At 43.6% G+C, this 27,000-nt stretch carries 19 protein-coding genes and 1 tRNA gene; 7 read left to right on the top strand and 13 right to left on the bottom strand.

The annotated features are described in order from the left end of the window. Nucleotides 1–188: 188 nt before the first annotated feature. From PEB0122_RS08380 to PEB0122_RS08365, 4 genes are all read right to left on the bottom strand, one after another. Nucleotides 189–1,805 (bottom strand): dipeptide ABC transporter ATP-binding protein, encoded by a 1,617-nt coding sequence (locus PEB0122_RS08380; RefSeq protein WP_075914186.1) that lies wholly within the window; start codon nucleotides 1,803–1,805, stop codon nucleotides 189–191. A 2-nt stretch (nucleotides 1,806–1,807) separates the two neighbouring features. Continuing rightward, nucleotides 1,808–2,665 (bottom strand): ABC transporter permease, encoded by an 858-nt coding sequence (locus PEB0122_RS08375; RefSeq protein WP_075916676.1) that lies wholly within the window; start codon nucleotides 2,663–2,665, stop codon nucleotides 1,808–1,810. Further along, nucleotides 2,666–3,607, bottom strand: a complete 942-nt coding sequence (locus PEB0122_RS08370; protein ID WP_075916674.1) for an ABC transporter permease — start codon at nucleotides 3,605–3,607, stop codon at nucleotides 2,666–2,668. A 333-nt stretch (nucleotides 3,608–3,940) separates the two neighbouring features. Beyond that, nucleotides 3,941–5,569, bottom strand: a complete 1,629-nt coding sequence (locus PEB0122_RS08365; protein ID WP_075916672.1) for a TIGR04028 family ABC transporter substrate-binding protein — start codon at nucleotides 5,567–5,569, stop codon at nucleotides 3,941–3,943. An 846-nt stretch (nucleotides 5,570–6,415) separates the two neighbouring features. Between PEB0122_RS08365 and PEB0122_RS08360 the strand changes: the two genes are divergently transcribed. The 3 genes from PEB0122_RS08360 (at nucleotide 6,416) to niaP (ending at nucleotide 11,071) form a co-directional block, all read left to right on the top strand. Next, a complete protein-coding gene (locus tag PEB0122_RS08360) occupies nucleotides 6,416–7,399 on the top strand; it encodes a VOC family protein (protein ID WP_083650293.1) in 984 nt (327 codons plus the stop codon). Between the two features lie 726 nt (nucleotides 7,400–8,125). Then, nucleotides 8,126–8,893 carry an energy transducer TonB family protein gene (locus PEB0122_RS08350; RefSeq protein WP_075916668.1) on the top strand — a complete coding sequence of 256 codons (768 nt, stop codon included), beginning with the start codon at nucleotides 8,126–8,128 and terminating at the stop codon, nucleotides 8,891–8,893. 855 nt (nucleotides 8,894–9,748) lie between these two features. Further along, nucleotides 9,749–11,071: a niacin transporter NiaP gene (gene niaP, locus PEB0122_RS08345; RefSeq protein ID WP_075916666.1), complete on the top strand. Its 1,323-nt coding sequence runs from the start codon at nucleotides 9,749–9,751 to the stop codon at nucleotides 11,069–11,071. 680 nt (nucleotides 11,072–11,751) lie between these two features. Here niaP and PEB0122_RS08340 read toward each other — a convergent pair. Both PEB0122_RS08340 and PEB0122_RS08335 read right to left on the bottom strand, forming a co-directional pair. Then, nucleotides 11,752–12,906, bottom strand: coding sequence for an iron-containing alcohol dehydrogenase (locus PEB0122_RS08340; RefSeq protein WP_198936003.1), 1,155 nt, complete (start codon nucleotides 12,904–12,906; stop codon nucleotides 11,752–11,754). Nucleotides 12,907–13,027: 121 nt separating this feature from the next. Further along, on the bottom strand, nucleotides 13,028–14,470 hold the full coding sequence (locus PEB0122_RS08335; RefSeq protein ID WP_075916662.1) for an NAD-dependent succinate-semialdehyde dehydrogenase: 1,443 nt from the start codon (nucleotides 14,468–14,470) through the stop codon (nucleotides 13,028–13,030). A 116-nt stretch (nucleotides 14,471–14,586) separates the two neighbouring features. Between PEB0122_RS08335 and PEB0122_RS08330 the strand changes: the two genes are divergently transcribed. From PEB0122_RS08330 to PEB0122_RS08315, 3 genes are all read left to right on the top strand, one after another. Then, a complete protein-coding gene (locus tag PEB0122_RS08330; protein WP_075916660.1) occupies nucleotides 14,587–14,787 on the top strand; it encodes a hypothetical protein in 201 nt (66 codons plus the stop codon). A 305-nt stretch (nucleotides 14,788–15,092) separates the two neighbouring features. Next, on the top strand, nucleotides 15,093–15,725 hold the full coding sequence (locus PEB0122_RS08325; protein WP_075916658.1) for a YrbL family protein: 633 nt from the start codon (nucleotides 15,093–15,095) through the stop codon (nucleotides 15,723–15,725). Nucleotides 15,726–15,957: 232 nt separating this feature from the next. Next, a complete protein-coding gene (locus PEB0122_RS08315) occupies nucleotides 15,958–16,266 on the top strand; it encodes a hypothetical protein (RefSeq protein WP_075916655.1) in 309 nt (102 codons plus the stop codon). Nucleotides 16,267–16,342: 76 nt separating this feature from the next. On the opposite strand, the gene PEB0122_RS08310 is transcribed toward PEB0122_RS08315, so the two are convergent. From PEB0122_RS08310 to PEB0122_RS08300, 3 genes are all read right to left on the bottom strand, one after another. Further along, nucleotides 16,343–16,540, bottom strand: coding sequence for a hypothetical protein (locus PEB0122_RS08310; RefSeq protein WP_075868817.1), 198 nt, complete (start codon nucleotides 16,538–16,540; stop codon nucleotides 16,343–16,345). 1,650 nt (nucleotides 16,541–18,190) lie between these two features. Beyond that, nucleotides 18,191–19,309 carry an acyltransferase family protein gene (locus PEB0122_RS08305; RefSeq protein ID WP_075916653.1) on the bottom strand — a complete coding sequence of 373 codons (1,119 nt, stop codon included), beginning with the start codon at nucleotides 19,307–19,309 and terminating at the stop codon, nucleotides 18,191–18,193. 908 nt (nucleotides 19,310–20,217) lie between these two features. Next, nucleotides 20,218–20,294: transfer RNA gene (locus PEB0122_RS08300), tRNA-Ile, on the bottom strand. A gap of 131 nt (nucleotides 20,295–20,425) precedes the next feature. Between PEB0122_RS08300 and PEB0122_RS08295 the strand changes: the two genes are divergently transcribed. Then, nucleotides 20,426–21,187 carry an SIMPL domain-containing protein gene (locus PEB0122_RS08295; RefSeq protein ID WP_225867833.1) on the top strand — a complete coding sequence of 254 codons (762 nt, stop codon included), beginning with the start codon at nucleotides 20,426–20,428 and terminating at the stop codon, nucleotides 21,185–21,187. 502 nt (nucleotides 21,188–21,689) lie between these two features. On the opposite strand, the gene PEB0122_RS08290 is transcribed toward PEB0122_RS08295, so the two are convergent. The 4 genes from PEB0122_RS08290 to dnaG form a co-directional block, all read right to left on the bottom strand. Continuing rightward, nucleotides 21,690–22,157 (bottom strand): YcgN family cysteine cluster protein, encoded by a 468-nt coding sequence (locus PEB0122_RS08290; protein ID WP_083650292.1) that lies wholly within the window; start codon nucleotides 22,155–22,157, stop codon nucleotides 21,690–21,692. 102 nt (nucleotides 22,158–22,259) lie between these two features. Continuing rightward, a complete protein-coding gene (locus PEB0122_RS08285; protein ID WP_075916651.1) occupies nucleotides 22,260–22,550 on the bottom strand; it encodes an HlyU family transcriptional regulator in 291 nt (96 codons plus the stop codon). Nucleotides 22,551–22,625: 75 nt separating this feature from the next. Next, nucleotides 22,626–24,650, bottom strand: coding sequence for an RNA polymerase sigma factor RpoD (rpoD, locus tag PEB0122_RS08280; protein WP_075916649.1), 2,025 nt, complete (start codon nucleotides 24,648–24,650; stop codon nucleotides 22,626–22,628). Nucleotides 24,651–25,064: 414 nt separating this feature from the next. Then, complete coding sequence (dnaG, locus tag PEB0122_RS08275; RefSeq protein ID WP_075916647.1) at nucleotides 25,065–26,996, bottom strand: DNA primase; 1,932 nt, start codon at nucleotides 26,994–26,996, stop codon at nucleotides 25,065–25,067. Between the last annotated feature and the right edge of the window lie 4 nt (nucleotides 26,997–27,000).

Here is a 27,000-nt window from a genome sequence, read left to right as displayed (position 1 = left end):
ATTTGATAAAGATAAAGTTTTTGGCGACGGGATGAAAATAACCGGATTGAAAGCCCGCATACCTTCCGGCAGGACAGCGTTTTTTTCAACGCCGGCTTTTATTTCAGAAAAAAGCTTTTCGGTTTTTGATCCGAAAGCCGCTCATTTGTTATTAAATGCGGCGATCATTATCTGCATCAAAAAGCCGATTATAATTGTGCTGCGAGAAGAGATTGATGGAGCGCATTTTTCTTGCCCGGAATTGCGGCAATCAGATCTCTCGTATAGGGTTCGCGGGGGCGCACAAATATCTCTTCCACATCACCGCTTTCAATCTCGCGGCCATGTTGAAGCACTGTCACGCTGTCGGATATCTGGCGAACAACCGACAAATCGTGACTGACAAAAACATAAGTCAATGTATGTTCCCGCTGCAACCGGTCGAGAAGCGACAATATTTGTGCTTGCACGGTGACATCCAATGCAGACACTGCTTCATCAAGAACGACAATATCGGGATTAAGAACCAACGCACGGGCAATGGACACACGTTGGCGTTGCCCGCCGGAAAGCGCCCTTGGTAGTCTGTCAAATACGCTTTTTGGCAATTCCACCTGATCAAGAAGCTCCATAACGCGGGCGCGCCTCTTCGACTTATCCTCATGGGGATAGTTCAGCAAAGGTTCTTCGATAATTTTGCCAATCGTATAATGCGGGTCAAGCGAGCCGAACGGGTTTTGCGAGACAAGCTGGATACGGCGGCGGAAATGGCGCAGTTCCTCACCTTTAAGATGAACCATATCGCTTCCGTCAATTGTAATCGTCCCGCTTGCCGGTTTGATAAAGCCACAAAGCGCGCGAATTGTGCTGGTTTTACCTGAACCGGATTCACCAACAATTGCGTGTGTCGTGCCGCGTTTTACGCTGAAAGATAAATTTTCCACTGCGCGGAATGATTGTTTACCCGGATATTCGATTACAAGGTTTTTAACTTCGACGATGGTTTTGTCATTGTTTGTTTTTTTAGGATGTGCCGGAACAAGCGTCAAAGATGGGTCATTGGCGACCAGCTTTTTTGTGTAATCGGCTTTCGGCGATGACAGGACAATCTGGCTTTCACCTGCTTCTTCAACACGGCCACTTTTCATAACAACAATTTTATCAGCCCGGTCGGATGCCACGCCAAGATCGTGCGTGACGATGAGAAGTGATGCACCGGAATTGACACGGATATCATCGATAAGGTCGAGAATACGTTTCTGCACGGTGACATCAAGTGCCGAAGTGGGTTCATCAGCAATAATGAGTTGGGGTTTTAGTGCAATTGCTATAGCAATTAAAACACGTTGCCGCATTCCACCAGACAATTCATGCGGATATTGTTCTGCACGCCGTTCCGGTTCATCAAGCCCGACTTCGCTTAAAAGTTCAACCACGCGCGACTTTATAAGATAAGGCGGGCAAGCTTTATGAATGCGAAAAATTTCGCCGATCTGCTTGCCTATCTTCATCAACGGGTCGAGCGAAGAAGACGGATCCTGCGGAATAAGGCTCATAACTTTCCCACGTAAAGCTTGAAGACGGGATTTTGAAAAGCGTCCGAGATCTTCTCCGTTCAGAAAAATTTTGCCATTTTCAATGCGTGCATTTTCTTGCAAGAGTCCGAGTATTGCTTGCGCCGTTGTGGTTTTTCCGGAACCGGATTCGCCAACGAGTGCCAAGGCCTCACCATTTTCGAGGCTGAACGAAACATTGTGCGTTACCTCGTTCCAACGTCCGTTATCAAAATAGGAAACAGAAAGATTTTGAACATCAAGAAGCGACATTTTCACCACCTGCCCTTCGCGCCGAACAAGCGGCTTATGCGATTGAAACTCAACACCACCGCAATGGTGACAAGGCCGGGAATTGTCGTTAACCACCAACCGGTTGCAATATAATTGCGCCCTTCGGCGATAATGAGCCCCCATTCGGGTGTTGGCGGCTGGACACCAAACCCGAGAAACCCCAGCGTGGCAATTTGCAACAAAGCATGACCGAATTGCAATGCTGCATAGCTCATAACCGTATAAAGTGCATTGGGCAGGATATGACGCCGTATAACAGCAAAAAATGTCGCACCTGAACCATAGGCTGCCTCTATATAATCAAGACTTTTGATACGTGCCACTTCTGCCCGCATAAGCCTTGAAAAACCTGCTACAGACGTAACGCCGACAGCTACTGCAACCTGTAAACTCCCGAACCCCATAAGAGTTATTACGCTTAATGACAAAAGGAGTGAGGGAATGGATAAAAGTACGTCGACAATGCGCATGATAATTGTGTCGATAAGGCCGCCGATACTTCCCGAAACCAGTCCGAGAAAACCGCCCAAAACGAAGCCGAAGACAACCGCAGCCAAGGCCCCGCTCAATGAATGGACGGCACCGTAAACAACACGCGCGTAAAGATCGCGCCCCAATTCATCCGTGCCAAAGATATGGGCAAAATCAGGCGCGCTCAAATGCTCGCCCACTTCGTCAACCGGACTATAAGAGGTAAATAGAGACGGCATAATGACGAACAGAAATGCGACAACGAGAACGGCAATAGCAATGAAAAGACCGGGGTCTTTCCGTTTGATCGTCCAAAATTTTGTGTTTTGAGAATAATTTGGAATGTCAACCAAGTTACTTTTACTCATTTAACGCCTCCAGCTTTTTTGTTTAAGCCGCGGGTCAATCAACGGAAAAAACAGGTCAATAACGAGATTGATAAATACAAAAGCAGCCGACGAGACCACGACAACGGCTTGAAGCACGCTGACATCCTGAGAGCGGACGGCCTGTTCGGTTATTTTGCCGATGCCGTTCAAACCGAAGACCGTTTCGGTTACCACCGCACCACTTATCAATTCGCCGAAAAGCAGTCCCGCAATTGTCAAAACCGGCAGCGCACAATTGCGCAAACAATGGCAAACAAGAATACGAAGACGGGAAGCCCCTTTCGATTTCAATACCATTATGAACGGGGTTAATTCGATTTCATCAAGCGAACGCATCAATATTTGTGTAATTGGAGCAGAAATCGGAATGGCTAAAGCAGCAACCGGCAAAATCATTGCTTCTATGGGACCGGGAACAATGACCGAAATCCACCCCAGATAGAAAGAGAATATTTGAACAAACACGATACCGAGCCAGAAGAGAGGGATTGCGAGAAAAAGACCGGGCAAGTTGAAAAATACGTTGCGCAGCCACTGGAATGGAGAAAAACTGAACAAGAGAGCAATGAGAAAAGCCAGTATCAACGCGGTTAGGAATCCCAAACTGGCAAGTTTCAAAGTCGCTGGCAAATTTGTAAGAATAAGGTCGGAAACGGGAACCCCGGCTTGCACCGAATAGCCGAGATCACCACGCAAAAAATTACCTATCGTTTTGAAATATTGGACAATTTTAGGTGCATCAACGCCGTAATTGGCGCGCAGATTGGCAATTTCACTAGGGTTCAGTCCATATTCCGGGCTAAGGAATTTGATTAGGATCGCGTCGCCGGGGAGAATTTGCAACAAAATAAACGTTGCAGTGAATGCCGCCCAGAGAACTACAACGGCTTGTAAAAGACGATAGAAACCGATTTTGAGCATTCTAAACCTTCGGGCTTTGTGCTTTACCCTCATCAGTTTTCCAACTTTTAACGAGAGCTTTGTTAAAACGCACCCAAACTTTCTTCAAAAGAATTCTTCAATTTTCATCAAAAGAAGCCTTCGACCGTTTGTTTTTAAAATCCGGTGCAATTGTTTTTGCCGGTAGCCTCATCTTGAAACCGTCATTCCGGCAAAAAATTCGTTGATCTTTCCCGTTTGACAAAAGCGTTTTAAATCGGCTTGTTAAACGGGGCATTTCAAATGGAAGTTCGTTTTGCCATCCGGTCGATTTCGTTAATGGTCAATGCGACAGACCGGCAATTGGCAATCAACTTACTTTTCTATCCAGATATTGTAGAAAGTCGGACGACCAACAGCTTCAAAACCGACACCCTTGACTTTTGCCGAGCAACCATAGACCTGCGGTTCTTCAAAGATAGGAATGGCATAGGCCTGATCGAGAATATAATCGGTCGCTGCAATAAGCTTGGCATTGCGTTCGACCGGATCGGTTTCTGCTGAAATGTCTTCGAGCTGTTTGTTCAGCTTATCGTCAACGAAACTGACGACCTTATCGCTCACCCCGCCTTTTTGTAATAAAGCATTACGGTTCTTGGGATAAAACAGGCTTTTCAAAGCGTCCGGATCAGCGCGACTGATCATGTGTGGCATGACGGGAGCTTTTTGCGGATCGAGATTGTCGATCACCGCACTGGTTCCCTCATATGTTTTGACATTCAAAATAACGCCGACACGCTTCCACTGTTGGGCAATCAATTGCAGCATGGCTTTGTTTTGCGGCTGCTGGTACGCATCATAAGCAGTAAGCACAAGCTTTTTCCCGTTTTTTTCACGAATACCATCCGCCCCTGTTTTAAATCCGGCTTCGTCAAGGAGTGCTACTGCCTTTGCCTGATCGAATTGAAGTTTTGCACTTTGGTCGGAGTAACCGAAAGCATCATGTGCCATGATAGATGTAGCCAACGGATAATTTGAAGAATAAAGCGTTTTGAGAATTTCCGGACGATTGGTAGCAAAACGCAATGCCTCACGCACTTTCAAATCGGCAACCAGTTCGTTATCAGGACGAAAGGCGATCAAATCGTTGACGCCGCGCGTACTAACCGAATAGACGATGTTGCCCGACTTTTTGACGCGATCTTCGTCATAGGCTTGCAATTGCCTGATAAACTGGGCCTGACCGGCAATCAATGCACCAATACGTACGCTATCTTCCGGAACAGTCAGGTATTTCAATTCGTCGACATAAGCACGTCCCTGATGGGGTGACTTTTCCGGTGCCCAATTATAATCCTTGCGAACCTTGAAAACAATTTCTTTGCCAAGCGTTTCACTCTCGACATAGAATGGTCCGGTGCCGATTATTTTTGTAGCGCTTCCCGTTGCATCGAAAGGAAGAGCCAATGTTTTTGATGAAACAATTCCGGAATTGATCGTCGAGGTTGCCTGCAAAAACCCCGGCGAAGGACGTTTGAAGTAAAAGCGCACCGTCAAAGGATCAACAACTTCACTATGATCGTAATTGTTTACCACTTCCGAAACCGGTTGATGTAAATCCTTATTGCCGAGGCCAAAGGTGTCGAAGTTTTTGGCAACAATTGTCGCATCAAGCGGTGTTCCATCGGAAAAACTTACCCCTTCGCGCAGCTTGAATTCATAAACAGTTTTATCGTCGTTGATCGACCATGATTTGGCAAGCCATGGTTCAATTTCTAGCGTTTCCGGGTTTTGATATGTTAGACGATCGGTAATCTGATTGAGAATACCGCCATTTGTATAATTACCGGCAAGCGGTGAATAGAGATTGGTGTGTACATGCTTGTCGAGATAAATGAGCGTCCCACCTTCTACCGGTTCTGCTGCCTCAAGCGCCGACATGCCAACGGAAAGGACAGAAACAACAGATGAAGCAATAAGTAATTTTTTTATCAAATTTTTCATTTCGGTGCAGTCCTTCGGTTTGTTGCACTTTTGTTAAATTGGTAAATCTCTTCAACTCCGGTTACTTCGGAAAATATCGCTTTATCCTTGCACTTGCGACGAGTTTTCATCGCTCTCGTACACCCTATGCCCAACCGGTTTGACAATTCACTTGTCCCAAGGATAAAGGTTCAATTGAATTTTTAAACAGATGCTACTTTTGAACTTTTCAAAAACTTAAAAAATTATTCTTTTTTGATTTGAAATATTGGAAATTAATACTTGTTAAATTTAAATTCTATGAAAAATTAAAAATGGTATTTCTGACTTTCGGCTTAAAAACACACCGTGCTTGTTTCATCCGGAATGCGAGGTGATTATAGCGATTTCACAGCGTTATTTTCTTTAAAAAACGATTCCGGTGTTTATTGTTAAAATCAGCAACAGTAAAAATCGTGAACAATAATTGGTGAAAAACGCGCTTATCAAATGAAAAAGGTTTCAACAATCAAATAGACCTCGTTATCGGGCGGAAAGACCTCATGAAATGGGTAAAAAGATCGTCATTCGTCAGCTCCGAGACTTTGCTTTACGCCACCGTAATACTATTCACTTCGTCATATACTCTTCAGTTTTCTCCATGAAAAAGCGTTAACGGAACGGGGCTGCGCTTTCATCAAAGGTGTAAAAAGCCGTTCAATCCGGAAATTCTGACGAAGAATATGAATCTTACCATATTAAATTATAAAAACCGGTAAGATTTCAGGAAATTTTGCCCAAAGCCCGCACTATCCGACACATATTTGGCTCAGAAGTTTTGCAATACCCGTGATATTTTTTTAAAACAAGCGCAATCAGGATGAAACAATGCCCCACCCGATTAAAACTTTAAAAACAGCCACATCTTCAAAGGCCGCGACCGGTCTGGAAACAGTAAAACAATCAACACCGGTCAATCAATCAGTATCCGCTTTGGGCCACCATCCCGTTCTGGGCATAGACCACGTTTTCATATTAGCAAAAAATCTTGAAAAAAGCGCTGATTGCTTTCGCCGGCTGGGTTTTACCCTTTCACCTCGCGGGCTTCATAGCAAAGAACAAGGCACAGCCAATTATACGGTTGTATTTCCTGACGATTATTTTGAACTTTTAGGCATTGTAGAAGAAACGCCAGCCAATCGCGCCAAAAAACATAACCTCGAAACATATGGCGAAGGCCTTTACGCTATTGCCGGACGTATTGGCAGCGCACTTGCAGCGAAAGAAAGTCTTGCCGAATTAGGCTTTAATGTAACCGAGGTGCAAAATTTTTCCAGACCGGTAGAGTTACCTGATGGAAAAACAGGTATTGCTGCGTTTTCCACAGTCGCTTTTAAAAAAAGCGAAGTGCCGAATGGACAGGTATTCATGTGTGAACACAAAAGCCGCGATATGGTTTGGCAGCCCGAATTAATGATACACAAAAACGGCGCCATTGGCCTTAAGGCTATAACTTTATTGTCATCTTCACCGGAAAAGGCCGGAGAACGTTATGCACGTCTTTTCAAAGACGGAAAGGTCAAACAGGAAGATGATAGTGTCGTTGTTACAACCGGAAAAAATTCAGCCAACATCCGCATACTGTCAGAGGAAAGTTATCAACACCATTTCCCGTTCTTCGTTATCGAACAAATCGCACGCAATGCTTATGCCGGTCTTGCTATTTACGTAAACGATCTTGGTAAGACAAAGCGTGCACTTGAATTGAGTGCAATTCCATTCAACGAGATAAACAAAAAACACATTGTCATCGCTCCCGAATACGCAACCGGTACGGTGCTGGAATTTTTTGAAAAAATATTATCAAATTAAATCCTGCTGATAGGCATTTCAAAATTTATCGGGGTTTACGAGCTGCAAAACTGCAGCTCTTTTCCACAAGCTTATGAAGCACGTGGCCGAATAAAACATATGTTATGATAGTGGCCGCCTGTTTTGTGGTAAGCGGCCTGCTTTATACAGTCTATCTTGGAAGAAGACGCTTTCCTCATATTAAAAATGGTGTCTCGTTCAGTCCCTCAAACATTTATCAATCACAAGCTTATTCACGTCCAAAACGTAAAAGCAAACGACAAAGTCACTTGACAAGGGAGGCAAAATATTTAAGTTGATTAAAAATATCATGTATTTTTGTTTTTCCTGAAAGATTGGCTTTTTGACCATCCACAAATGGGAAAATGGAACCAGAAGGAATGACGGTGACTTCACTTCATCCAGATGATTAAAGAGTAAAAATTGCATTGCGACGGACAACAAGTGGCTTGTTATCTTAAGCGATGTGAAAAATTTTGTAAGATGCGCTGGATGAAAAGAGATAATGGATTGCGCATTGATGACAACGAACTTTGACGCTTTAGTTGGCTTAGTCTGTTGAATTGTTGCAAAGCAATCAAACGGGTCAAAATCAGGAAGTTCTGTCATTCAACTATGGAAAAACAATAAGACCATGAAAAACAGGATTTATGAAAAAATACTGTTGGTTGTAAGGGATTTCGGCTCCGGCTATCCGACTTGCGAGCTTTCGGGTGCAGCGTATAAATGACGAATTTAGAGACACATGAACCAAATAATCTTCCGCTTTGGGTGGGAGCTACTATCCTTGTCCTTTCTGTCTATACAGGTTTGGGCTTTTGGGCTAGTGCCATGCGCGGAGATCCCAATGTTGTAAGAGGTGGGCAAGAGGCAATCATGCTTGAATTTGCCGAAGAGCCGATGGCACCCGAAACGCAAAATGTTTCCGAAGTCATTAAAGAAGAAACGGTTCAGGAGAAGGAAGAGGAAAAGGTAGAGCCGAAAGAAGAAGAGGCAAAGCCCGAACCCGAACCACAAAAATCCGAAATGGTAGAAGAGGTAAAAAAGCCGGAGCCGAAAAAAGAAGTCAAAAAGCCGAAAGTTGAAGCGCGTAAAGTCGAGCCCAAAAAAGACGTTAAAAAGGCCGACGTTTCGCAAAAGGCCTCGGGGCCTGAAATTGTTGCAAAGAAGGGGCCAACCTATGCAGCGCCCACAACCAATCGTGTATTCGGTGGTGACGGGCGGCTCGTTTCCTCATGGCAGAACAAGGTACAACGTCGTATCGCGCTCATTGCTTCGCGTTCGAAAAAACCGGCCACGTCCAACCGTTCGACATCATATGTTACTTTCAGTTTCGACCAGAAAGGCAACATTACCAGCGCCCGCACGTCACGCTCTTCCGGTGATCACGCTATCGATGATCTGGCTTTGCAAATCGTCAAAAAATCAAGCCCTATTCCAACACCTCCGGAGGGTTGGAATAGCTCACTGACCGTGCCGGTCGAGGTTCGCTAGAACGGCGCCCACACGATTTCAAGTGTCAACCAAATTATTTGGGCAAGCTTGAAACGCATCTTTTGCGTTCCACTAATATCTCACTAACGTTGCAAATTTTTGTTAGAGTTGTGAGTTCTGTTATTCGGTAGTTCTACTCTTCCCGAATAATTGATTGTTCCTCCCGCTCTTTGAAACCTCCTATATTCGTCGGGAACACCTTTTATTTTAGTTTTTCCACCTAATTAAAAACATAGAAAGAAAATTACAAAAATATTAATTATTTATCATTATCGGAATAATAAAAAATACATATGTACTATATTTTTTATGATAAATTAAAATATTTTACTATAAAAAATTTTTTAATATTTTATTTTCATTAACTTAATAATAATTATTTTTATAAAATTTTTAATTAAATTATATTTGATAAAATTTTAATATATATTTCTATTTTGGAATAACTGGATCGCGTCACTCAGTATCACCTTACCGCAGTTTTCCTTTTCTTGTTCATTTCCACATTTCGCCTGTGGTATTTTGCACGAATTATCTTTTCTTAAACCTTATTTTCATTTAAAGTATTATGCCGTTTTGCGGGTATAAGCGGGGTTATCAGTGCCAATACGATCATTTGATCGAAGCTTCGTCACTTCTTCCTATCATACGTACAAAACAGAATATAAATATAAAAATACGAATAAAATGGAGTATATAATTTATTTTTACAATTTATAATTATTTTAAATTTTATATTTATAATATTTTTACAAATATTATATTCATATATATTAAAAATTATTTGATAATTATATAAAGTTGTTTATAAATCAAAACTCACATCATGATTTTCAATTCAGGGAAGAGGGAATAATGGATCTCGTTTCGCGCGTTCAACGTCTGCCACTCGGACGGTTTCACTACCGATTGTTGGTGGTTACGGGTTTGGGTTGGATGTTTGATGCTATGGACACCGGCCTTATCGCTTTTATCATGCCGCGTTTGTCACAAAGTTGGCAGCTGACAGCTCCGGAAAAGGCTTGGGTCGTCAGTATCGGTTTTGTAGGAATGGCAATCGGCGCTGTTTTAGCCGGTGGAATTGCAGACAGGATTGGTCGTAAAACAGTTTTTGCCACGACATTGGTCGTCTACAGTATAGCAACTGCCCTTTGTGGTTTGGCGCCGGATTTGACATGGCTGTTGGTTTTCCGATTTGTTGTCGGCTTCGGTCTCGGTGGTCAATTGCCGGTCGCTGTCAGTCTCGTCAGTGAATATGTACCCGCGCGCGTACGCGGGCGTTTCATCGTTTTGTTGGAAAGCTTCTGGGGACTGGGCTGGTTGCTTGCCGCGTTGGTCGCATTTTTTGTCATTCCGGCTTATGGCTGGCAAATAGCGTTCATTCTCTGCGGCATTCCAGCGCTCTATGTGTTCTATATCTGGCGCAAAATTCCGGAATCTATCCCCTACCTCATCAATCGCGGACGTATCGAAGAGGCGCATAAAATCGTGTGCCGCCTTGAAAAAGAGGCAGGCATTCCAGTCGTGGAAAAAATTGAAGTTGCCCCCGTTGCCGAAAAGCACAACGTATCTTTCACACAATTATGGTCTAGAGGTCTTGCCAAACGCACAATCATGCTGTGGCTCATATGGTTCGGCATTGTCTATTCCTATTACGGCATTTTCACATGGCTTCCGAGCCTGTTGGAACAACACGGCTTCAGCATTGTCAAATCATCAAAATACACTTTGATCCTTATTCTGGCACAGCTTCCCGGTTACATGGCTGCAGCCTGGTTGATTGAAAAGCTGGGACGCAAAGCAACCCTATCGGGCTTCATTGCTGCTTGTGCCATATGCGCTTACTTTTTTGGTCAGGCATCATCGGATGGCCTCATCATCTTGTGGGGATGTTTGTTGTCATTTTTCAATCTCGGTGCATGGGGCGTTCTGTATTCCTATACGCCCGAGCAATATCCGGCCAATATTCGTGCTTTCGGTTCCGGTTGGGCTTCCGCTATCGGACGGGTTGGCGGCATTGTTGCCCCGATGGTCGTCACGCAAATGATGACAGCCGGTGCAAATGCTTTTTCGAGCGTGTTTATTATGTTTACTGGTGTGCTTCTTGCGGTCGCTATCATTATTATTGTGCTAGGAGAAGAAACGCGTGGTCGCACATTGGAGTCAATCAGCCGGTAGATTAAGAAACGGATAAAAATAGCAGATTTTTCTAAATCGAATTCAAGATAACGGGCATCACAACAAAAAAGGCGGGTAAAAACATCCCCGCTTGTTTGCCCGTCTTCTTTCCCTGAAAAATTTACTTCAAGTGCTCCGGCGAAAGAGGTCAGCAGGTCTTCTGCTTTTACCCCTCCTCACCCACATTCTTTTTGCGTTACACAACCCTGTTCATTATCTTGGATCCGGTGACAAAAAACTCAGCCCGATTTACTAGCCCATTTTTCCCGTCAAGCTTGCCCGTCTTGCCACACGCTTTGTGTGAACCTTAATCTCCATGGCGTTTATGAACGCCCCTCATCCTTGTTGTTTTGCGCCTTCTTGTTCTTCTCCTTGAAGCCATAATGGCAAAAAGGCTTTTAGAGCGTCAACAATTTTATCGGTTTGACCGTCCAATAAACGATAAAAACTGTTGTCATGAATGAAAGAAAATCAAACTGCTATCTAAAGCTCGAAACAAAATAATCCCTCGCCAAGTGATGCAATTGGCCGTCTGATCGCGAAAATATTTTCGACACGTGGATTTCAGCAAAAAACGGCAAGCTGCCATTCATCCGCTGTTTAAGGTGCAAAAAATCTCATAACCCGTTTTTTAGCGGTTTATAAGACTGTTTTCACATCAACAGGAGAGAAAGCTTTTATCAGAAAGCTTGCCGATAAAGTTCGAGAGCATCCGCTTCGGTGACTTCCACAGGATTGTTAACGAGCAATCTTGTTTGCTTCATCGCATCGCTTGCCAGCAATGCCAAACTGTTATCGGTAACACCCACTTCCTTCAAATGGCGAGGTGCGCCCGTTTCCCCCATCAGTTTTTCCATAAATTCGACGAAAGCTTTTGAACGCTCTATCTCGCTGCCTTTTACATGCGTACCAACGACATCACCAAGTTCGGCGTAAAGGTGAGCCGCAGCCTTCATATTAAACCGCAACACAGGCCCAAGCATAAGCGCATTGGTAAGACCATGCGGCAAATGATAATGCCCGCCCAACGGATAAGCCAAAGCATGAACTGCGCCAACCGGCGAATTGGCAAAAGCCTGACCTGCCAGATTTGCTCCAAGCAACATCGCCTGCCGCGCTTCCTTGTCATGTCCATTATTGCAAGCCGTTACAATATTTGCCGACAACAATCTTAGGGCTTCACGGGCGAAAGCATCGGAAAGCGGATTCTTCTTCAATTTTCCGGTATAGGCTTCAATAGCATGAACCATTGCATCAATACCGGTTGCTGCTGTTTGAAGTTTTGGCAAACCGATCGTAAGCTCACCATCAAGAAGAACACGATCGGCATAAAGCTTATTGGCAACAACACCCATTTTGGTTGTTTCGCCTGTGGTCAAAATCGTAATATTGGTCGATTCCGAACCGGTACCGGCTGTTGTTGGTATCTGGATCAAAGGAAGACGCTTGCCCTTAACTTTTCCGATGCCGTAAAGATCCTGCAATTTTTGATCGGAACAGATAAGTACCGCTGAAAGTTTGGCAACATCCATAGAGGAGCCACCACCAAAGCCGATAACAATGTCAATGCCTGCCGCTTTTGCTTTTTCAACGCATTCAAGCACAATATTTTCCGGCGGATCGGCAACAACTTTATCAAACACAGCAACTTTGAATCCTGCCTGTTCCAAAGACAATTTCGGTTGTTCCAGAACGCCCGATTGATGAAGACTGCTATCAGTGACGATAAGAGCTTTGCGCTCTTGATAATGGCGTTCGACAAATTCTCCCAAACGTTGTGCACCGCCCCATTCGACAGTCAGCGAAGGCACCGCATTGAAACTGAACCCTTGCATTTCTTCCTCCTCACCCATTCCCGAATGGCCCTGCAACTTGCCCTTTAAAAAGAGCCACAAGAGTTGACATGTGGCTCTTTTTCAAGAACTTGAAGCCCATTACGGATTAAACCGATAGTCCTCAAAGGGCACTGCAAATATACTTGACTTCCATATATTCTTCTATTCCGTATTTTGAACCTTCCCGCCCGAGGCCGGATTGTTTGACGCCGCCAAACGGCGCAACCTCATTGGAAATCAATCCAGTATTATGGCCGACCATACCATATTCAAGCGCTTCGCTTACTCTGACACCACGGTTGAAATCGCGTGTGTAAAAATAGGCTGCAAGGCCGAAAATTGTATCATTAGCCATGCGAATTGCTTCTTCTTCGGTTTTGAACTTGAATAAAGGTGCAACCGGCCCGAAGGTTTCCTCATGCGCAAAGCGCATATCCTGCGTGACGCCGGTAACAATGGCCGGTTCCATAAACAGCCCACCAAGCCTCTTTCCGCCGCAAACAAGCTTGCCACCTTTTTTGACAGCGTCGGCAATATGATCTTCGACTTTTTTCAGTGCACTTTCTTCGATCATCGGTCCGATATCCGTATCAGCTTTGCGTCCATCGCCAATTTTCAAAGCCTTGACCGCCTGTTCGAGTTTCTTTGTGAATGCGTCATAAATACCTTCCTGAACCAGAAGACGGTTGGCGCAAACACAGGTTTGACCGGCATTGCGATATTTGCAAGCAATTGCTCCTTTAACCGCTTCATCAAGATCTGCATCATCAAAGACAATGAAAGGCGCATTACCACCGAGTTCAAGCGAAATTCGCTTGATTGTCGGCGCGCATTCGGCCATCAGCGTCCGCCCGACTTCGGTCGAGCCGGTAAAGGATAATTTTCGAACAATATTGCTGTCTGTCAGCACTTTTCCGATTGTAGACGATTTACCGGTAATAATTTGCAGAACACCTGCCGGTATTCCTGCACGATTTGCAAGCTCGCCCAAAGCAAGTGCTGTAAGCGGTGTCAAACTTGCCGGACGCACGATCATGGTGCAGCCTGCCGCAAGTGCGGGCGCGGCCTTTCTTGTTATCATCGCGGCCGGAAAATTCCACGGAGTAATTGCAGCCGTTACGCCAACAGGCTGTTTGATAACCGTGATGCGTTGTTTGGCTTGCGGGGAAGGAATGGTATCACCATAAGTCCGCTTGGCTTCCTCGGCAAACCATTCGACAAACGAGGCAGCATAAAGTATTTCACCCTTTGCTTCTTTCAACGGTTTACCCTGCTCGCTTGTCATAATCATTGCAAGATCATCGGCATTGGCAATCATCAGGTCAAACCACTTGCGCAAAATTTTCGAGCGATCCGCTGCCGTCAGCTTTCTCCATTGTTGAAATGCTGCATTCGACGCCTCTATAGCCGTTTCGACTTCATTAGCTGAAAGCGAAGGGACATTTCCGACAACCTCGCCATCTGCCGGATTGGTAACAGAAATCGTTTCATTGTTTTTTGCCGAAAGCCATTGTCCATTAATCAGGCATTTGTCTTTCAAAAGGCTTTTATCTGAAAGTTTCATCTTGATATTCCTCCTTACCCCCATCTATTGCGATTTTCCCGTTCAACAAGGTTTGAAAGAAAACAATCGCATCATCATAATTGATGGTATGAGTATTTTTGTCCAAGGGCAAGGACATGACTGTTCAACAGATTGTTCGGGTAATCATATCTTTCATCACTCTGGCGTATAAAAAACCTGCGCCACCTGCTCCGGATGATTTTCAACCGATAGCTTTTCTTCCGACGGCCCGTCCGGATATCACCCGCGCTCCTCTAACGGGATTTGATCTTTCCCGCATTTTTTACACTCCAACCGGACTATTTCGGGCTGAATGAGAAACTGTTCTCAAAAAACATTGTAACCATTAACACGCATGTCTGAAGCAAATATTGTTTAACCGTACCTCCTCCCCATTTCAACGCCGCTCATTCCTATTGTCCAATCATTGAACTTATGAAAGGAATAACGATAACGTGAATGTATTTGTCGATTTATTTTGAACTCCAAATATTATAGCTTCAGTTTCCACTTGTCTTCATATAACGGCCGAATAAATAAAATGACGACCTTGTAAAGAGGATGTAAAGACCAGTAGAACTAACTCGCAAACAGGTTTAACCAACCAAAAGCCAAGCAAAAAATGACGATTTCGGGAATTCTAGAGCTAAAAGATAAAACTCCTTTATTCGACAACGGTCGACACCGCGTGATATTTCGGCATCCGCAAAATCCGGATCTCATCGTAAAAATTGTGCGTCATCGGTGGGCTGAACGATATGAACGATACAATGCTTTAAAAAAACGCTTCAAACAGCTACGCGAGAATGTCTATAACATTTACGAGTTTCTCGAAACCATGCGGTTGAATTTTGACACCAATCTTAAGACTCCGCATGTGCTGACGACATTAGGCATCGTAAGAACCGATCTCGGCTGGGGCATGGTTTGCGAAATCGAAAAAGATAAGGACGGCTCGCCAGCCAGAACCATCAACGATATTGGCGCCGACATCAAGCATTATGTACCCGAATTGAAAGTGCTAAGCGATTGGGCTGAAACTTCGCCTGTTGTTCTCACGAGCTTTCATGCCGATAATCTGGTTCTGTCATGGCGCGATGACCATTATGAATTTGTCATGATCGACGGATTGGGCGAAAGAAATATCTTGCACTTAAGAACCTATATCCGTTCATTGAACCGCAAAGAAAATATGAAACGTCTTCATAAAATGCTTGATGATCTTCATCTTTATAATGAAGTTCTGGGTAAATAATATTTCATCAAACAGTCAAAAAACGATAACGGTTTATCCCCTTCAAGCGTTAACAGCTTGCTAGTTTCCGACTTGATTGTTGCAAACTTGCTTTTTCCAAACCTGCTTGTTGCAAACGTAATTGCCGCCAACTTGATCGTTGCCAACTCACCTGTCGCCAACGTGTTTGTTATCTGCGTCTTCCTCTTTCCCCCGCACTTTTGTGCCATTTTATTTTTGAAAACCTTCCAAATTGGCGCAGATTATTTTTCATCATGGCAAAAACAGTTATGCCGCTCTCTACAACAAAATGCGGAAATTTGCCGATAGTTTTTTAAAACAATTCAGTTCGGGACAATTGCAGAGAAACAGCTTAAAAATCCGAAATTCCCGCAGAACCACAACCGACAATTACAAACTTGAAATTAAGCTTTATTTTCAACTTCAATGTTTAGCAGTCACATCTGGATTTGAAGCGCGTCTGATGCCGATTTTCAAAATGAGAAACGAAAAAGAGCGCGAGCCTATTTATAATAGACGCCACGCTCTTTTAATAAACTGACCCCGACATTTTGCATAGAATTTGTGGGCTTTAAATAAAAGGCACCGCAACGGAAAAAGGGGCGAACACTAAAGACTCATTTTACAGGAATTTTCGGTTTCCAACCGCGCCCGTAACCGAATGACATGGCACAGGCAGCAACTTCAACTTGGCGGATGAGCATTTGACGCTCGTCCAAAAGCCTTGAAATCAAGGTTTTAACATCACCATTATAATCAGCAATCAGATGGTCAATTTCGTCTTGTTGATAGTCTTTTTGTCTTAGTTCATTCACTTTTCTGACTCCTTTTGCACGAATGTGATGTTCCCATCAGGAACCAGAGTCAAGGATTTCAACTTCAAATCTGAAGAGAGTCACCGGCTTTTAAAATCGGAGTTTTAGAGGCCGGTTTTTCAACTGTCAAAGCTTTACTCAGTTCTGTTTGGTTAGCCTTATGGAGCCCGATATTTCACTTTCGTGTTGAGTTTATGCAACTTTTACGGGGGCAAGAGTTGATCATATTTCAACATCAAAAAGTCCTTGATAAAAGAAGTGATCAAAGAGTTTTTCTCTTGTTAAATAGCCGGTAATTTCCCGATCTGTTAAGTTAAAAATTGGTTTGATAAAAAATAGACTCTGAGGTCATTGAGTTCGACTATGTAGATTTAACGCTATTTGCGCATACACCGCCAATATATAAGCCAACTGCAAAGTGTGAATTGTCCAGCTTCAAGAGAAGCTAGCATCAAAAATACGTCAACAACAACACGCCACTATCAATAATATTTAACTATAAAATAAATCGAACGGAATACCTACTCGCTTTTCAAATTGACCAATTTGCCCAATCTTACCAATGATCAACGCCTGATAACGATATCTCCGTTTAAAGTCGACCCCACGTTTTGTTGGGGATAACCATTATAGGAGCATCTAAGCTATGTATAAATGGTCTTTTATTGGTTACTGCATCTGATTATTCAGACGGCATCTATATTTCTACACCCCCATTCAAGATAGAGATAATCCCGAAGAGTAAAATGTGTAACAAAATACGTAATACTGTTCTCATTCCATCAATGCGTAAAACCGAAAGCAGCTATCAACACCAATAGTCAACTATTGTGTAAACACGCTAATCCAACGACATGTGCTGACAATGCGAAGTCCTACTTTTGTGTTGGTGACAAATAATCCATATTAATCCATATGTCGAATCTATTAGCCGTCAAAAGCATTATCGGCGTATGGCGTAACGTTGACTGCATGACTATAATCAAACGATCAATTTTTATGAGTGTTCACAATTAAAGCGCGGCTCTCGACGGATTGACCAAATCTTTTTTGAAGTCTTTAGAAGTGCCCCCCCCGAAATAAGAAAGCGAACACATTGTATAAATAGAGCATATCAGCGAATTAAAGTTAGCTCATAAACACTTTAAATCAATGGTCAGTCCGATCGACTTCGGCAGGATGATATAGTTCGGTGGTTGGAAGGTTTCGTTCAGCCAATTACTGCATATTGTATTAAGTAGTTCAACTGTCAGCGTTGTTTCCCAATGAGAAGATCATCAAAGCAATAAGCAGCTCACAAAAGGGAGTTAACAGGTCTGAATCTTCAATGAGTGTCGCAACCTTCTCTCACAATTTGTTTTTTATGCTCGTCGTTAGGAAGGCAAAGACACTTTTTCATGTGTGATTAAGGCGTTCTGAAAGACTGAAAATTATATCAGAAACTGAAGAAGTTTCTCTCAGTGGTCATGGTTACCATTGGCAGTTTACCCGATAAATTGATAGCCATTGTTTTAAAGAAGACAAAACAGTTAGCGTAACCGAATGTGGTCAACATGCCTCAAAAACTGGTCGAGTTATGCCGACCAATAATTACAACCATATGTTTCAGCCAAAAGCAAAAAACCGTTATTGCGATAGATATTCAGAATTTCACCGCCTTCGTAGGAAATGCCTTTCATAAAAGTACCAGGAGCCGCTCGCAAATACCAATGTAATTGTAACGACTGTAAAAAAAGCAGTTTCCTTAGGTAACCACTCTATCCGCTTTACAGACATTATCACTGGTAGATGCCACAAGTAGATTCCATAAGATATTGTTCCAAGATAATAGAATGGCAACAAAACTTTTCTTATTATCGGTCTTATTTTTAAAGAACACAAAAACAAAAGAATAATTCCTACCGTTACAGCAAGTAATGTCCTGAAAAATATAACAATTAAAGGATAGTCCCAATAGGATCCATGTCTCAAATATATTTGAAGTGTTACAAAAATTAATGCGCAACTAGATAGGAAAAAAATTACCACGTAATTTTTACGTCCTGATATTAAATTTTGTCCAATATCAGTTTTGATCAATCTCGCCAACAAAACACCTACACCAAATTCATCCAACATTCCCGGCAATTGAGTTGCAGCAACAAACATCTTGTAAGTACCCATATCTTGATCAAGACTAATAAAATATACGACTCCACATCTCCAGATAAAACTAATAGTTAATACAATTACTAATATCTTCCACCACTCTATTTTTGACAACCATCTTGCAGTTATAGCAATAACTACATAGAATTGCATTTCCGCTCCCAATGACCAATTGGAACCATTGATTGATCCCTGATATTTTAAAAATAGATTATGTATAAACAAAATATGCGTGATTAGGTTGTTTCGAAAATCTTCAAAAAGAAGGGCTGGCGTCACAAAAACGACAAAGACCAACATCGTCAAATAGTGCAGAGGTACAATTCTCAACAGCCGTCGTTTCATGAATGAAATAAAAAATGGTTGAGGGTCATTTTTGTCTAACTTATTGAACGCAGATAACGTTATTACAAATCCTGAAATAACAAAGAATATATCGACACCCATCCAGCCATAATGAAACCAACATAGAGGCCAACTGGTTGGAAAGGTAGTCCAATTAAAATGAGCGATGCAATGATAAACCATTACAGATATTGCTGCGAAGGCTCTTAGTATATCTATATTATCGAAATAATACGTATGGTTTTTATGCCCTACTCTCTCTTGTTCTAAGCTCATCCTAAAGCACCTAACCCGCTCTAACGGTTATCATTCAGTTATACAGCTATGAAAATATATCAAACGTAACTAACGTATAAGACGACATAAATCGGGAACTCATTAGCATTCGCATCAGAAAAATCCAATACCAAAAATTCTATTCCCTTTAGATGTGCTTGCTCCCGTTCTAACTCCACATGATGTGGTGTCCGGTAACATTTGCTTGATGATCTATTGTGTAGCCTGTGAACGAAAAACTATATCACTCAATTGATTTTATGAGAAACCAATCGTAATCATAAACGTGTTAAATAATTATTTTCTTTAATATTACGTATTTTATACATATTATTTATAATAACACGATATATTATGAATTTTAAAATTAAAATATTGAATTAACCTATATAATTTTTCTCTTAAAACGTACAAATTTAAGAAATATATTTCGTTTATGTACGATAGAATTATTAAAAGACAAAAATTACATCGTAAGTTTGTAATAAAAATGTTGGCTTCAAAAGCACTATAAAATCATTAAATTCTATTGCTGTCCTTCAAATTCTTTAAGTTCGTGATTTCTTATTTTTCGACATCTCACTCTAAATGAGGGAGCTAACCGATTAACGACGATATCACAGCAACAGCGCGGCGAGAATAAAAGAGCGTGAATTAATTAGTAGATTGAGTTCTAGGTGGGGTAGAAATCCAATTGAGTTATCTCGTAACATCTTTCTCAACATGCTGCATCTTCGAGCAAACAAAGTCACTAAGATAAAAAACACGCTACTGCTGCTCGTCTCAAACCTGCGCCCCCTATCGAATCTCTTCTTGAGAACACCGCAAATGCGATAGCTAATATATGCATCAGAATGATAAAAATCAGATAATCAGAGTGGTAACAAAGCCAATAAAACTGAAAAAGGTGGTGGGCCCGGAGGGACTCGAACCCCCAACCAAGCGGTTATGAGCCGCCGGCTCTAACCAATTGAGCTACAGGCCCCACGGAAGCCCCGCAATAACCTAAAAATTTTGTCAACACAAGTGCCCACGTGCCAACTTATTCACCTTTTTGAAAAATTTAGCGCTTCAAGCTTTTATCGCGCGTCTAAAACTCTATTTAAATGATAACAAATGATTGAAAACGAGGCTTGGACGACAATGACAAAATTTTATTTTCATTATACAAAAACTGCAGCAATGCTTGCCGGCCTTTTATGTGTTGCCTTGCCGTCCACGCTTCATGCGGAATCTATCAATATGAACAAAACAGAACCCGTGATTGTCGTTCAGGCAACAGGAGACGAACAGGCAAAACCTGATATTGCGATTATCAATCTTGCAGTCGAGACCGAAGGGGAAACTGCGGATTCTGCGATGAATGCCAATAATGGAACGATGAACAAGGTTCTCGATGCTTTTAAGAAAGAGGGCATAAAAAATGCCGATCTGATGACTTCGGGGCTTGCTATTTACCGTGTCGAGGAAAATGAAAAAACCAAAAAGGCAAATACGCCTCTTTATCGTGTTTCCAATAGTTTGAGCGTGCGTGTGCGCGATATAAACAAGGCCGGAAAGATTTTTGATGAAGCGATGAAGTTGGGTGTGAATTCTGTAAACGGCATTACGTTTACGAATGCCGATACAAAACCTTACCTTACAAATGCAAGGAAAAAAGCGGTTGCAGAGGCAATAGCCAAGGCCAAAACTTTGGCTGAAAGCGCAAATGTAAAACTTGGAAACGTCATTACCATTGCTGAAGATAACTCAGGCAATATGATGATGCCGCGACTTATGAGTGCAAGTGCCACAGCATATCGGAACGAAACCAATTTTTCTTCCGGCGAACTTGATTACAAGGTCAATGTGACAATGACATTTGCGATCGAACAATAATGAGAGTCGCTTCTGGCGCTGTTCTTCACTGTTCATTTTCCGGCATAGCATTTCATCGGGAAGCCAAAAAACGACCGTAGGGTTAATCTGTGGCTAGGTCTCACCGGTCAACATTGTAGACCGTTTTAAGCGCGAACCTATGCGCTTAACAACCTAACCGGACAAGGAACATGCATCACTTTTGATCTGCATAGTAAAGACGAATGGCATTCGAGACGAGATTGGTCTTCGAAAATTTTTCGTGCCTGAGAACTTCACAAAAGTTCGCAGACAAAGGGGTTCGTCTTCTTACAGGTTTTAAAAGGGTAGCCCTCGGAACGCTTCCGGTTCGCGCGTGGAAATTCCGGCAGATATGTTACAGCTTCAAGAAATCCTTGTTTTAACGGCCAATTGTTGCCGTTATTATCCGCAATCACGATTTTACGTTATATCTCCCGCGTTTCTTCGAAAGGCCTATTCCAACAAGCAAACGGAAAAATAAGCGCCTGCGAAGTCTTAAACGTCAGCCGTTAATCGGGCCGATGATGTAATCAAGATAATCTTCTTCAAAGTTAAGGTCGTCTTCATGAACGAGAATTTTATCGCGGGCGGAAATATGGGCTTTATGCACGCTTTCCTCGTCATGGGAAACAAGGTGATGCCATGACGGCAGGTCTTTCCCTTCATCAACCAGCTTATAGGCACAAGTTTCCGGCAACCAGCGCACCGAGCGCACCATTTCAATGTCAAGATAAAGGCAATCGGGAACAATGGACTTGCGATTTTGATAATCGCTACATTGGCAGGTTTTCGCGTCAAGCAACCGACAGCCAACAGCGGTTACAAAGATTTCTCCAGTGTCTTCATCTTCCAACTTTTGCAAACAGCAAAGCCCGCAACCATCGCAAAGACTTTCCCATTCTTCGGTAGTCATTTGTTCCAATGTTTTTGTTTTATAGAATGGAAGCTTGTCCATGCGGCATTCTTTCATCGGGCTTTCATTTAAAGCTTGTTGCCCTGACAGACCGGAAACGATGGGTTGCTTTTCAATTTACGACAAATGCAAGCCATTAGAGACGCTGAAAACAGGCTATTATTTAAAAATCCGTTCGCCCTGCTCGTCAATAATCTGGCGGCCTTTGATATGAATCATAGCAACGGCATCATCAAGGTTGGTAAAACGGTCGGCACGGATAAACCGGTATTCCTTTTTTTCGCCATTAACGGTTTTCGAAATAACGCCGCAACTTTGTAACTGGCCTTCATTTTTGTAAGGTGTCGCCGAAATGATAAAGCCTTTATATTCGGTCTGGCCGCCGTCAATTTCTGCGTTTTCACTCGAAGTGCGTGGAGATTTACCAAAAAGCTTTTGCAAAAATGACATGGATTTATCCCGAACATTAGAATGAAAAGGCACAGAACCATTCAGGCTCTGTGCCTTTTTAACAATAATCAAGAATCAAGAATCAAGAAAACTTCTCAACTTGCGCGAACGGCTCGGATGTTTGAGCTTGCGCAATGCTTTCGCTTCGATCTGGCGGATACGTTCGCGAGTAACCGAAAACTGCTGGCCGACCTCTTCCAAAGTATGATCTGTATTCATGCCGATACCGAAACGCATACGTAAAACGCGTTCTTCACGAGGGGTGAGCGAGGCAAGAACACGTGTGGTCGTATCGCGCAAATTTGCCTGAATGGCGGCGTCGATTGGCAATAGCGCATTCTTGTCTTCAATAAAATCGCCCAAATGTGAGTCTTCCTCATCACCAACAGGTGTTTCAAGCGAAATCGGCTCCTTGGCAATTTTCAGCACCTTGCGCACTTTTTCAAGCGGCATTGCAAGTTTTTCCGACAATTCTTCCGGTGTCGGCTCACGCCCGATTTCATGCAGCATCTGACGAGAGGTGCGAACAATTTTGTTGATCGTCTCGATCATATGAACCGGAATACGGATAGTGCGTGCCTGATCGGCAATCGAACGGGTAATAGCCTGACGGATCCACCATGTTGCATATGTGGAAAACTTGTAACCACGACGATATTCGAATTTGTCGACCGCTTTCATCAAGCCGATATTGCCTTCCTGAATAAGATCAAGGAATTGCAAACCGCGATTGGTGTATTTTTTGGCAATCGAGATAACCAGACGCAAATTGGCTTCGACCATTTCCTTCTTGGCAATGGCAGCTTCCCGTTCGCCCTTCTGGACCTGATTGACAATGCGGCGGAATTCACCAATGGAAATAGCCGTTTCCTGTGCCAACATCTGTATTTCGCTGCGCAAATCCTGAATGGATTTTGCCTCACGTGTAGCAAATTCCTTCCAGCCGTGGGCAGGCAATGTGGAAATGTAATTGATCCAGTCGGAGTCCATTTCGCGACCCTGATACTGTTTCAGGAATTCCTCGTGACCGACGCCATAGGAATCGGCAAGACGTTTCAACTTGCCTTCGCTTTTTACCAGACGTTTATTAATGTCATAGAGTTGTTCGACCAGCGCCTCAATACGGTTCTGGTTGAGCGACAATGATTTAACAGCCTTGACCAGATCATCCTTGAGCTGCTTATATTTTTTCTTTTGCGCCGGAGTGAGTGCACCTTCATCATGGTCAGCCAGACTGCTTTCAACATGCTGATCCTGCAATTTACGCAATTTTGCGTAAGTATCCGCGATGAAGTCCAATGTCTCCATAACTTGCGGACGAAGTTCGTTTTCCATTGCGGCGAGCGAAAGATTGTTTTCGTCATCATCCTCGTCGTCTTCTTCCGGTTCGACCGTTTCGCCACCGACATCGGTAATGTCGTCATCATCGTGAACCACACGCTTGGGAGCTTCTTCCTTGGGCTTCAAATCCTCAATATGCTCGATGACAGGTGCCTGTTTTGCTTCCGGGCCGGCATAGGTGGTTTCAAGATCGATAATCTCGCGCAAAAGAATTCGCTGTTCGTTGAGCTCTTCACGCCAGATAATCAACGCCTGGAATGTAAGCGGGCTTTCACACAAGCCGGCAATCATCGTCTCGCGACCGGCCTCGATACGTTTGGCGATAGCGATTTCGCCTTCACGCGACAACAGCTCGACAGCGCCCATTTCACGCAAATACATGCGCACCGGATCATCTGTCCGGTCATTCTGGTCGCGTTTTGATGTCGTTGCCAGAGCATGACCACCGGCTTCTACCAGCTCACCGCCTTCAGAGGTTTCTTCCTCTTCCGATGCATTTTCGGCTTCGGCTTCTTCGTCATCCTCGACAACATTGATGCCCATGTCCGACAACATGGCCATTGTGTCTTCAATCTGTTCGGAAGTCACCTCTTCTGACGGAAGAACAGCATTCAATTCATCCATTGTGACAAAGCCGCGCTTCTTCGCAGCCTTGATCATTTTCTTTACGACATCATCGGACAGATCCAAAAGAGGACCATCGCCGCTACCTTCGCGCTCGGTCTCTGCATTTTCTGTCTGTTTTACCTTTGTTGCCATTCCGTGTTAACTCCGCTCGGTCACATCGCACACTTGAAAAATTGTGTCTTGCAACTTTCTACTCATTCTTAACCCACAGCCATTTTCCGGCTAATCTTCAAGCCGCCATTTCTGGCTGAATTCGCCCGCAATATCTGCGTCCCGTTACCAATCCTTAAAGCTTCTTAGAGCAGCCGATTTTTAAAAAAGATTAATGTAGGAGAATTTCTTTTTAAGATAATGTCAAATCCTGCCTGAGTTTTCTTCAACACCAATCGTCCCTAAATGTTCCATAGCTCTTGTGCGACCGCCGTTTCACATTTAAGAAACACGTTACCCGCTTTTAGAATCGCACTGTCTTCCTTAACCTGATTTTTCGCTCGTTATAGCATATCTGGGCTTTCGTGGCTGATTCGCGACAAAAAAGCGAATCATTTATTGTTTTTCCGACTCATCCGGTTCTGATTCGTCTTCTTTCCATCGTCCGAAACCATCTATCAAAGCCTCCACGGCCTCGGTCTTTTCGAGCTCTGCTTTTACGTCACCCAACAAGGTGAACATACTGCTATCCGATTTTTCCAAAAGCTCGGCTTCAATGTCACGCAACCTCTTATGTAGGTTATGCGCACGCAGATGCAAGTACACAGCCTGCTTTAAAGCTTCTCTTGCATCTTCAATCGGCGCTTCGGCAAAAGCACAGCGGAACCCAAGATTTTTTAAAAGATCATGAATCCGGTTAAGGATTTGCTCCTGCCCCTTTTGTTTCAAAAGCTTCATCATGGCATTGGCATCATCGGGTTGCCATTCCCCCATTATTTCAAGCATAGCACGATGAAGGCCGATCAGTGCAGGATTTTGTAACTCGAGCTTTGCCAAAGTTTCAAAATCTTCGTACCAGAGTTCCGGATGGGAAGCCAATGTCATCAATATTGCGGCTTCACGCAGGGGAATAAAACTTGTCGAATTTTTGACCAGATTGGAATTGGCAAGGCTGGCACTCGGACCACCGCCAATTATGCTCGTACTCCGCTTACCACGATAATTCTTGCCATTATTCTTGAAAAAAGCCGGACGAAACAGATTGCGCAGCCGATCGCGTAGATCCTGTAAATAATAATGCCGTAAACTTTCATCCTTGATTGTGAAAATGACCGACTTGATTTCGCGCTCGAGAGCGGCGCGTGCTTCCGGCGTTTCGAATTGCTGGCCGAAAGTGTATTTACGCCATAAAAGTTCGGCAAGCGGAATGGATTTCGACAGTTCGACTTTCAAACTATCCGCCCCACCGTTTTTGACAATATCATCAGGATCTTTGCCACCGGGCAATAGAATAAAACGCGCGGAAACGCCGGCTTTCAAAACCGGCAAAATGCGCTCGGCTGCCCGAAAAGCTGCATGAACACCCGCGTCGTCACCATCAAAACAGAAGACCGGATCAGGTGTCATGCGCCATAAAAGTGCAATCTGGTCTTCGGTCAAAGCTGTGCCAAGCGGGGCAACAGCAGTGTCGACACCGGCTTTGGCCATGGCAATCACATCCATATAACCTTCAACAACATAGATAGGTTTTGAACTTTCTTGCGCTTTCGCCTGTGCGGCTTTTCTGGCAGTGGCTGCATTATAAAGCATTTTGCCTTTATGGAAGAGCACTGTTTCCGGACTGTTTAAATATTTTGCCCGTACATTCTTGTCCATTGCGCGCCCGCCAAAGGCAACAATGCGCCCACGCAAATCGGCAATCGGAAACATGATGCGGTTTCTGAACCGGTCATAAGGTGCCGTGCCATCATCGGCTGCAACAACCAGCCCGCAATCTTCCATCTGTTTTAATGAAATATCCTTGGCAATCAGTGCATCCTTCAAGGCGTCACGTGCATCCGGCGAAAAACCGATATGGAAGCGGTCAATCATTGCTTTCGGCATTTGCCGCCCCTCAAGGTAGCTTCGCGCCAAAGCCCCTTCTTGCGCATACAATTTGCTTTTAAAAAAACTCGCTGCAAGGCTCATGACATCATAAAGGTCTTTTTTGATCTTTTCCTGTCTCTCGGCATCCTTGTCACGTGCAGGCATCCGGACACCCGCCTGATTTGCCAAACGCTCGACCGCTTCGGGAAACTGGATACCGTCAATCTCGGTCACAAAAGTGAATATATCTCCGCTTGCCCCACACCCGAAGCAATGGTAACGGCCTTTCCGGTCTTCGCAATGGAAACTCGGCGTTTTTTCGCCATGGAAGGGGCAGCACCCCCAGAAATCACCACGCGAAACATTACTTTTTTTCGGGTCGAAATTCACCCTCTGGCCAACCACTGTTGAAATTGGCAGGCGTGCACGAATTTCGTCAAGAAAATCGGGTGAAAAACGCATTACT

Origin of the sequence: Ditibartonella apis (assembly GCF_001952075.1) — a bacterium.
Taxonomy (GTDB): Bacteria; Pseudomonadota; Alphaproteobacteria; order Rhizobiales; family Rhizobiaceae; genus Bartonella; species Bartonella apis.
This window is presented reverse-complemented; position numbering and strand designations above follow the sequence as displayed.

Excerpts from the sequence above, each read along its gene's own strand:
- PEB0122_RS08285 (WP_075916651.1), bottom strand. The coding sequence starts at position 22,550 with ATGTCATTTTTGCAAAAGCTTTTTGGTAAATCTCCACGCACTTCGAGT.
- PEB0122_RS08375 (WP_075916676.1), bottom strand. The coding sequence starts at position 2,665 with ATGAGTAAAAGTAACTTGGTTGACATTCCAAATTATTCTCAAAACACA.
- PEB0122_RS08335 (WP_075916662.1), bottom strand. The coding sequence starts at position 14,470 with ATGAAACTTTCAGATAAAAGCCTTTTGAAAGACAAATGCCTGATTAAT.
- dnaG (WP_075916647.1), bottom strand. The coding sequence starts at position 26,996 with ATGCGTTTTTCACCCGATTTTCTTGACGAAATTCGTGCACGCCTGCCA.
- PEB0122_RS08350 (WP_075916668.1), top strand. The coding sequence starts at position 8,126 with ATGACGAATTTAGAGACACATGAACCAAATAATCTTCCGCTTTGGGTG.
- PEB0122_RS08325 (WP_075916658.1), top strand. The coding sequence starts at position 15,093 with ATGACGATTTCGGGAATTCTAGAGCTAAAAGATAAAACTCCTTTATTC.
- PEB0122_RS08380 (WP_075914186.1), bottom strand. The coding sequence starts at position 1,805 with ATGTCGCTTCTTGATGTTCAAAATCTTTCTGTTTCCTATTTTGATAAC.
- PEB0122_RS08290 (WP_083650292.1), bottom strand. The coding sequence starts at position 22,157 with ATGAAAGAATGCCGCATGGACAAGCTTCCATTCTATAAAACAAAAACA.
- PEB0122_RS08305 (WP_075916653.1), bottom strand. The coding sequence starts at position 19,309 with ATGAGCTTAGAACAAGAGAGAGTAGGGCATAAAAACCATACGTATTAT.
- PEB0122_RS08360 (WP_083650293.1), top strand. The coding sequence starts at position 6,416 with ATGCCCCACCCGATTAAAACTTTAAAAACAGCCACATCTTCAAAGGCC.
- PEB0122_RS08340 (WP_198936003.1), bottom strand. The coding sequence starts at position 12,906 with ATGCAAGGGTTCAGTTTCAATGCGGTGCCTTCGCTGACTGTCGAATGG.
- PEB0122_RS08365 (WP_075916672.1), bottom strand. The coding sequence starts at position 5,569 with ATGAAAAATTTGATAAAAAAATTACTTATTGCTTCATCTGTTGTTTCT.
- PEB0122_RS08330 (WP_075916660.1), top strand. The coding sequence starts at position 14,587 with ATGACTGTTCAACAGATTGTTCGGGTAATCATATCTTTCATCACTCTG.
- niaP (WP_075916666.1), top strand. The coding sequence starts at position 9,749 with ATGGATCTCGTTTCGCGCGTTCAACGTCTGCCACTCGGACGGTTTCAC.
- PEB0122_RS08370 (WP_075916674.1), bottom strand. The coding sequence starts at position 3,607 with ATGCTCAAAATCGGTTTCTATCGTCTTTTACAAGCCGTTGTAGTTCTC.
- PEB0122_RS08295 (WP_225867833.1), top strand. The coding sequence starts at position 20,426 with ATGATTGAAAACGAGGCTTGGACGACAATGACAAAATTTTATTTTCAT.
- rpoD (WP_075916649.1), bottom strand. The coding sequence starts at position 24,650 with ATGGCAACAAAGGTAAAACAGACAGAAAATGCAGAGACCGAGCGCGAA.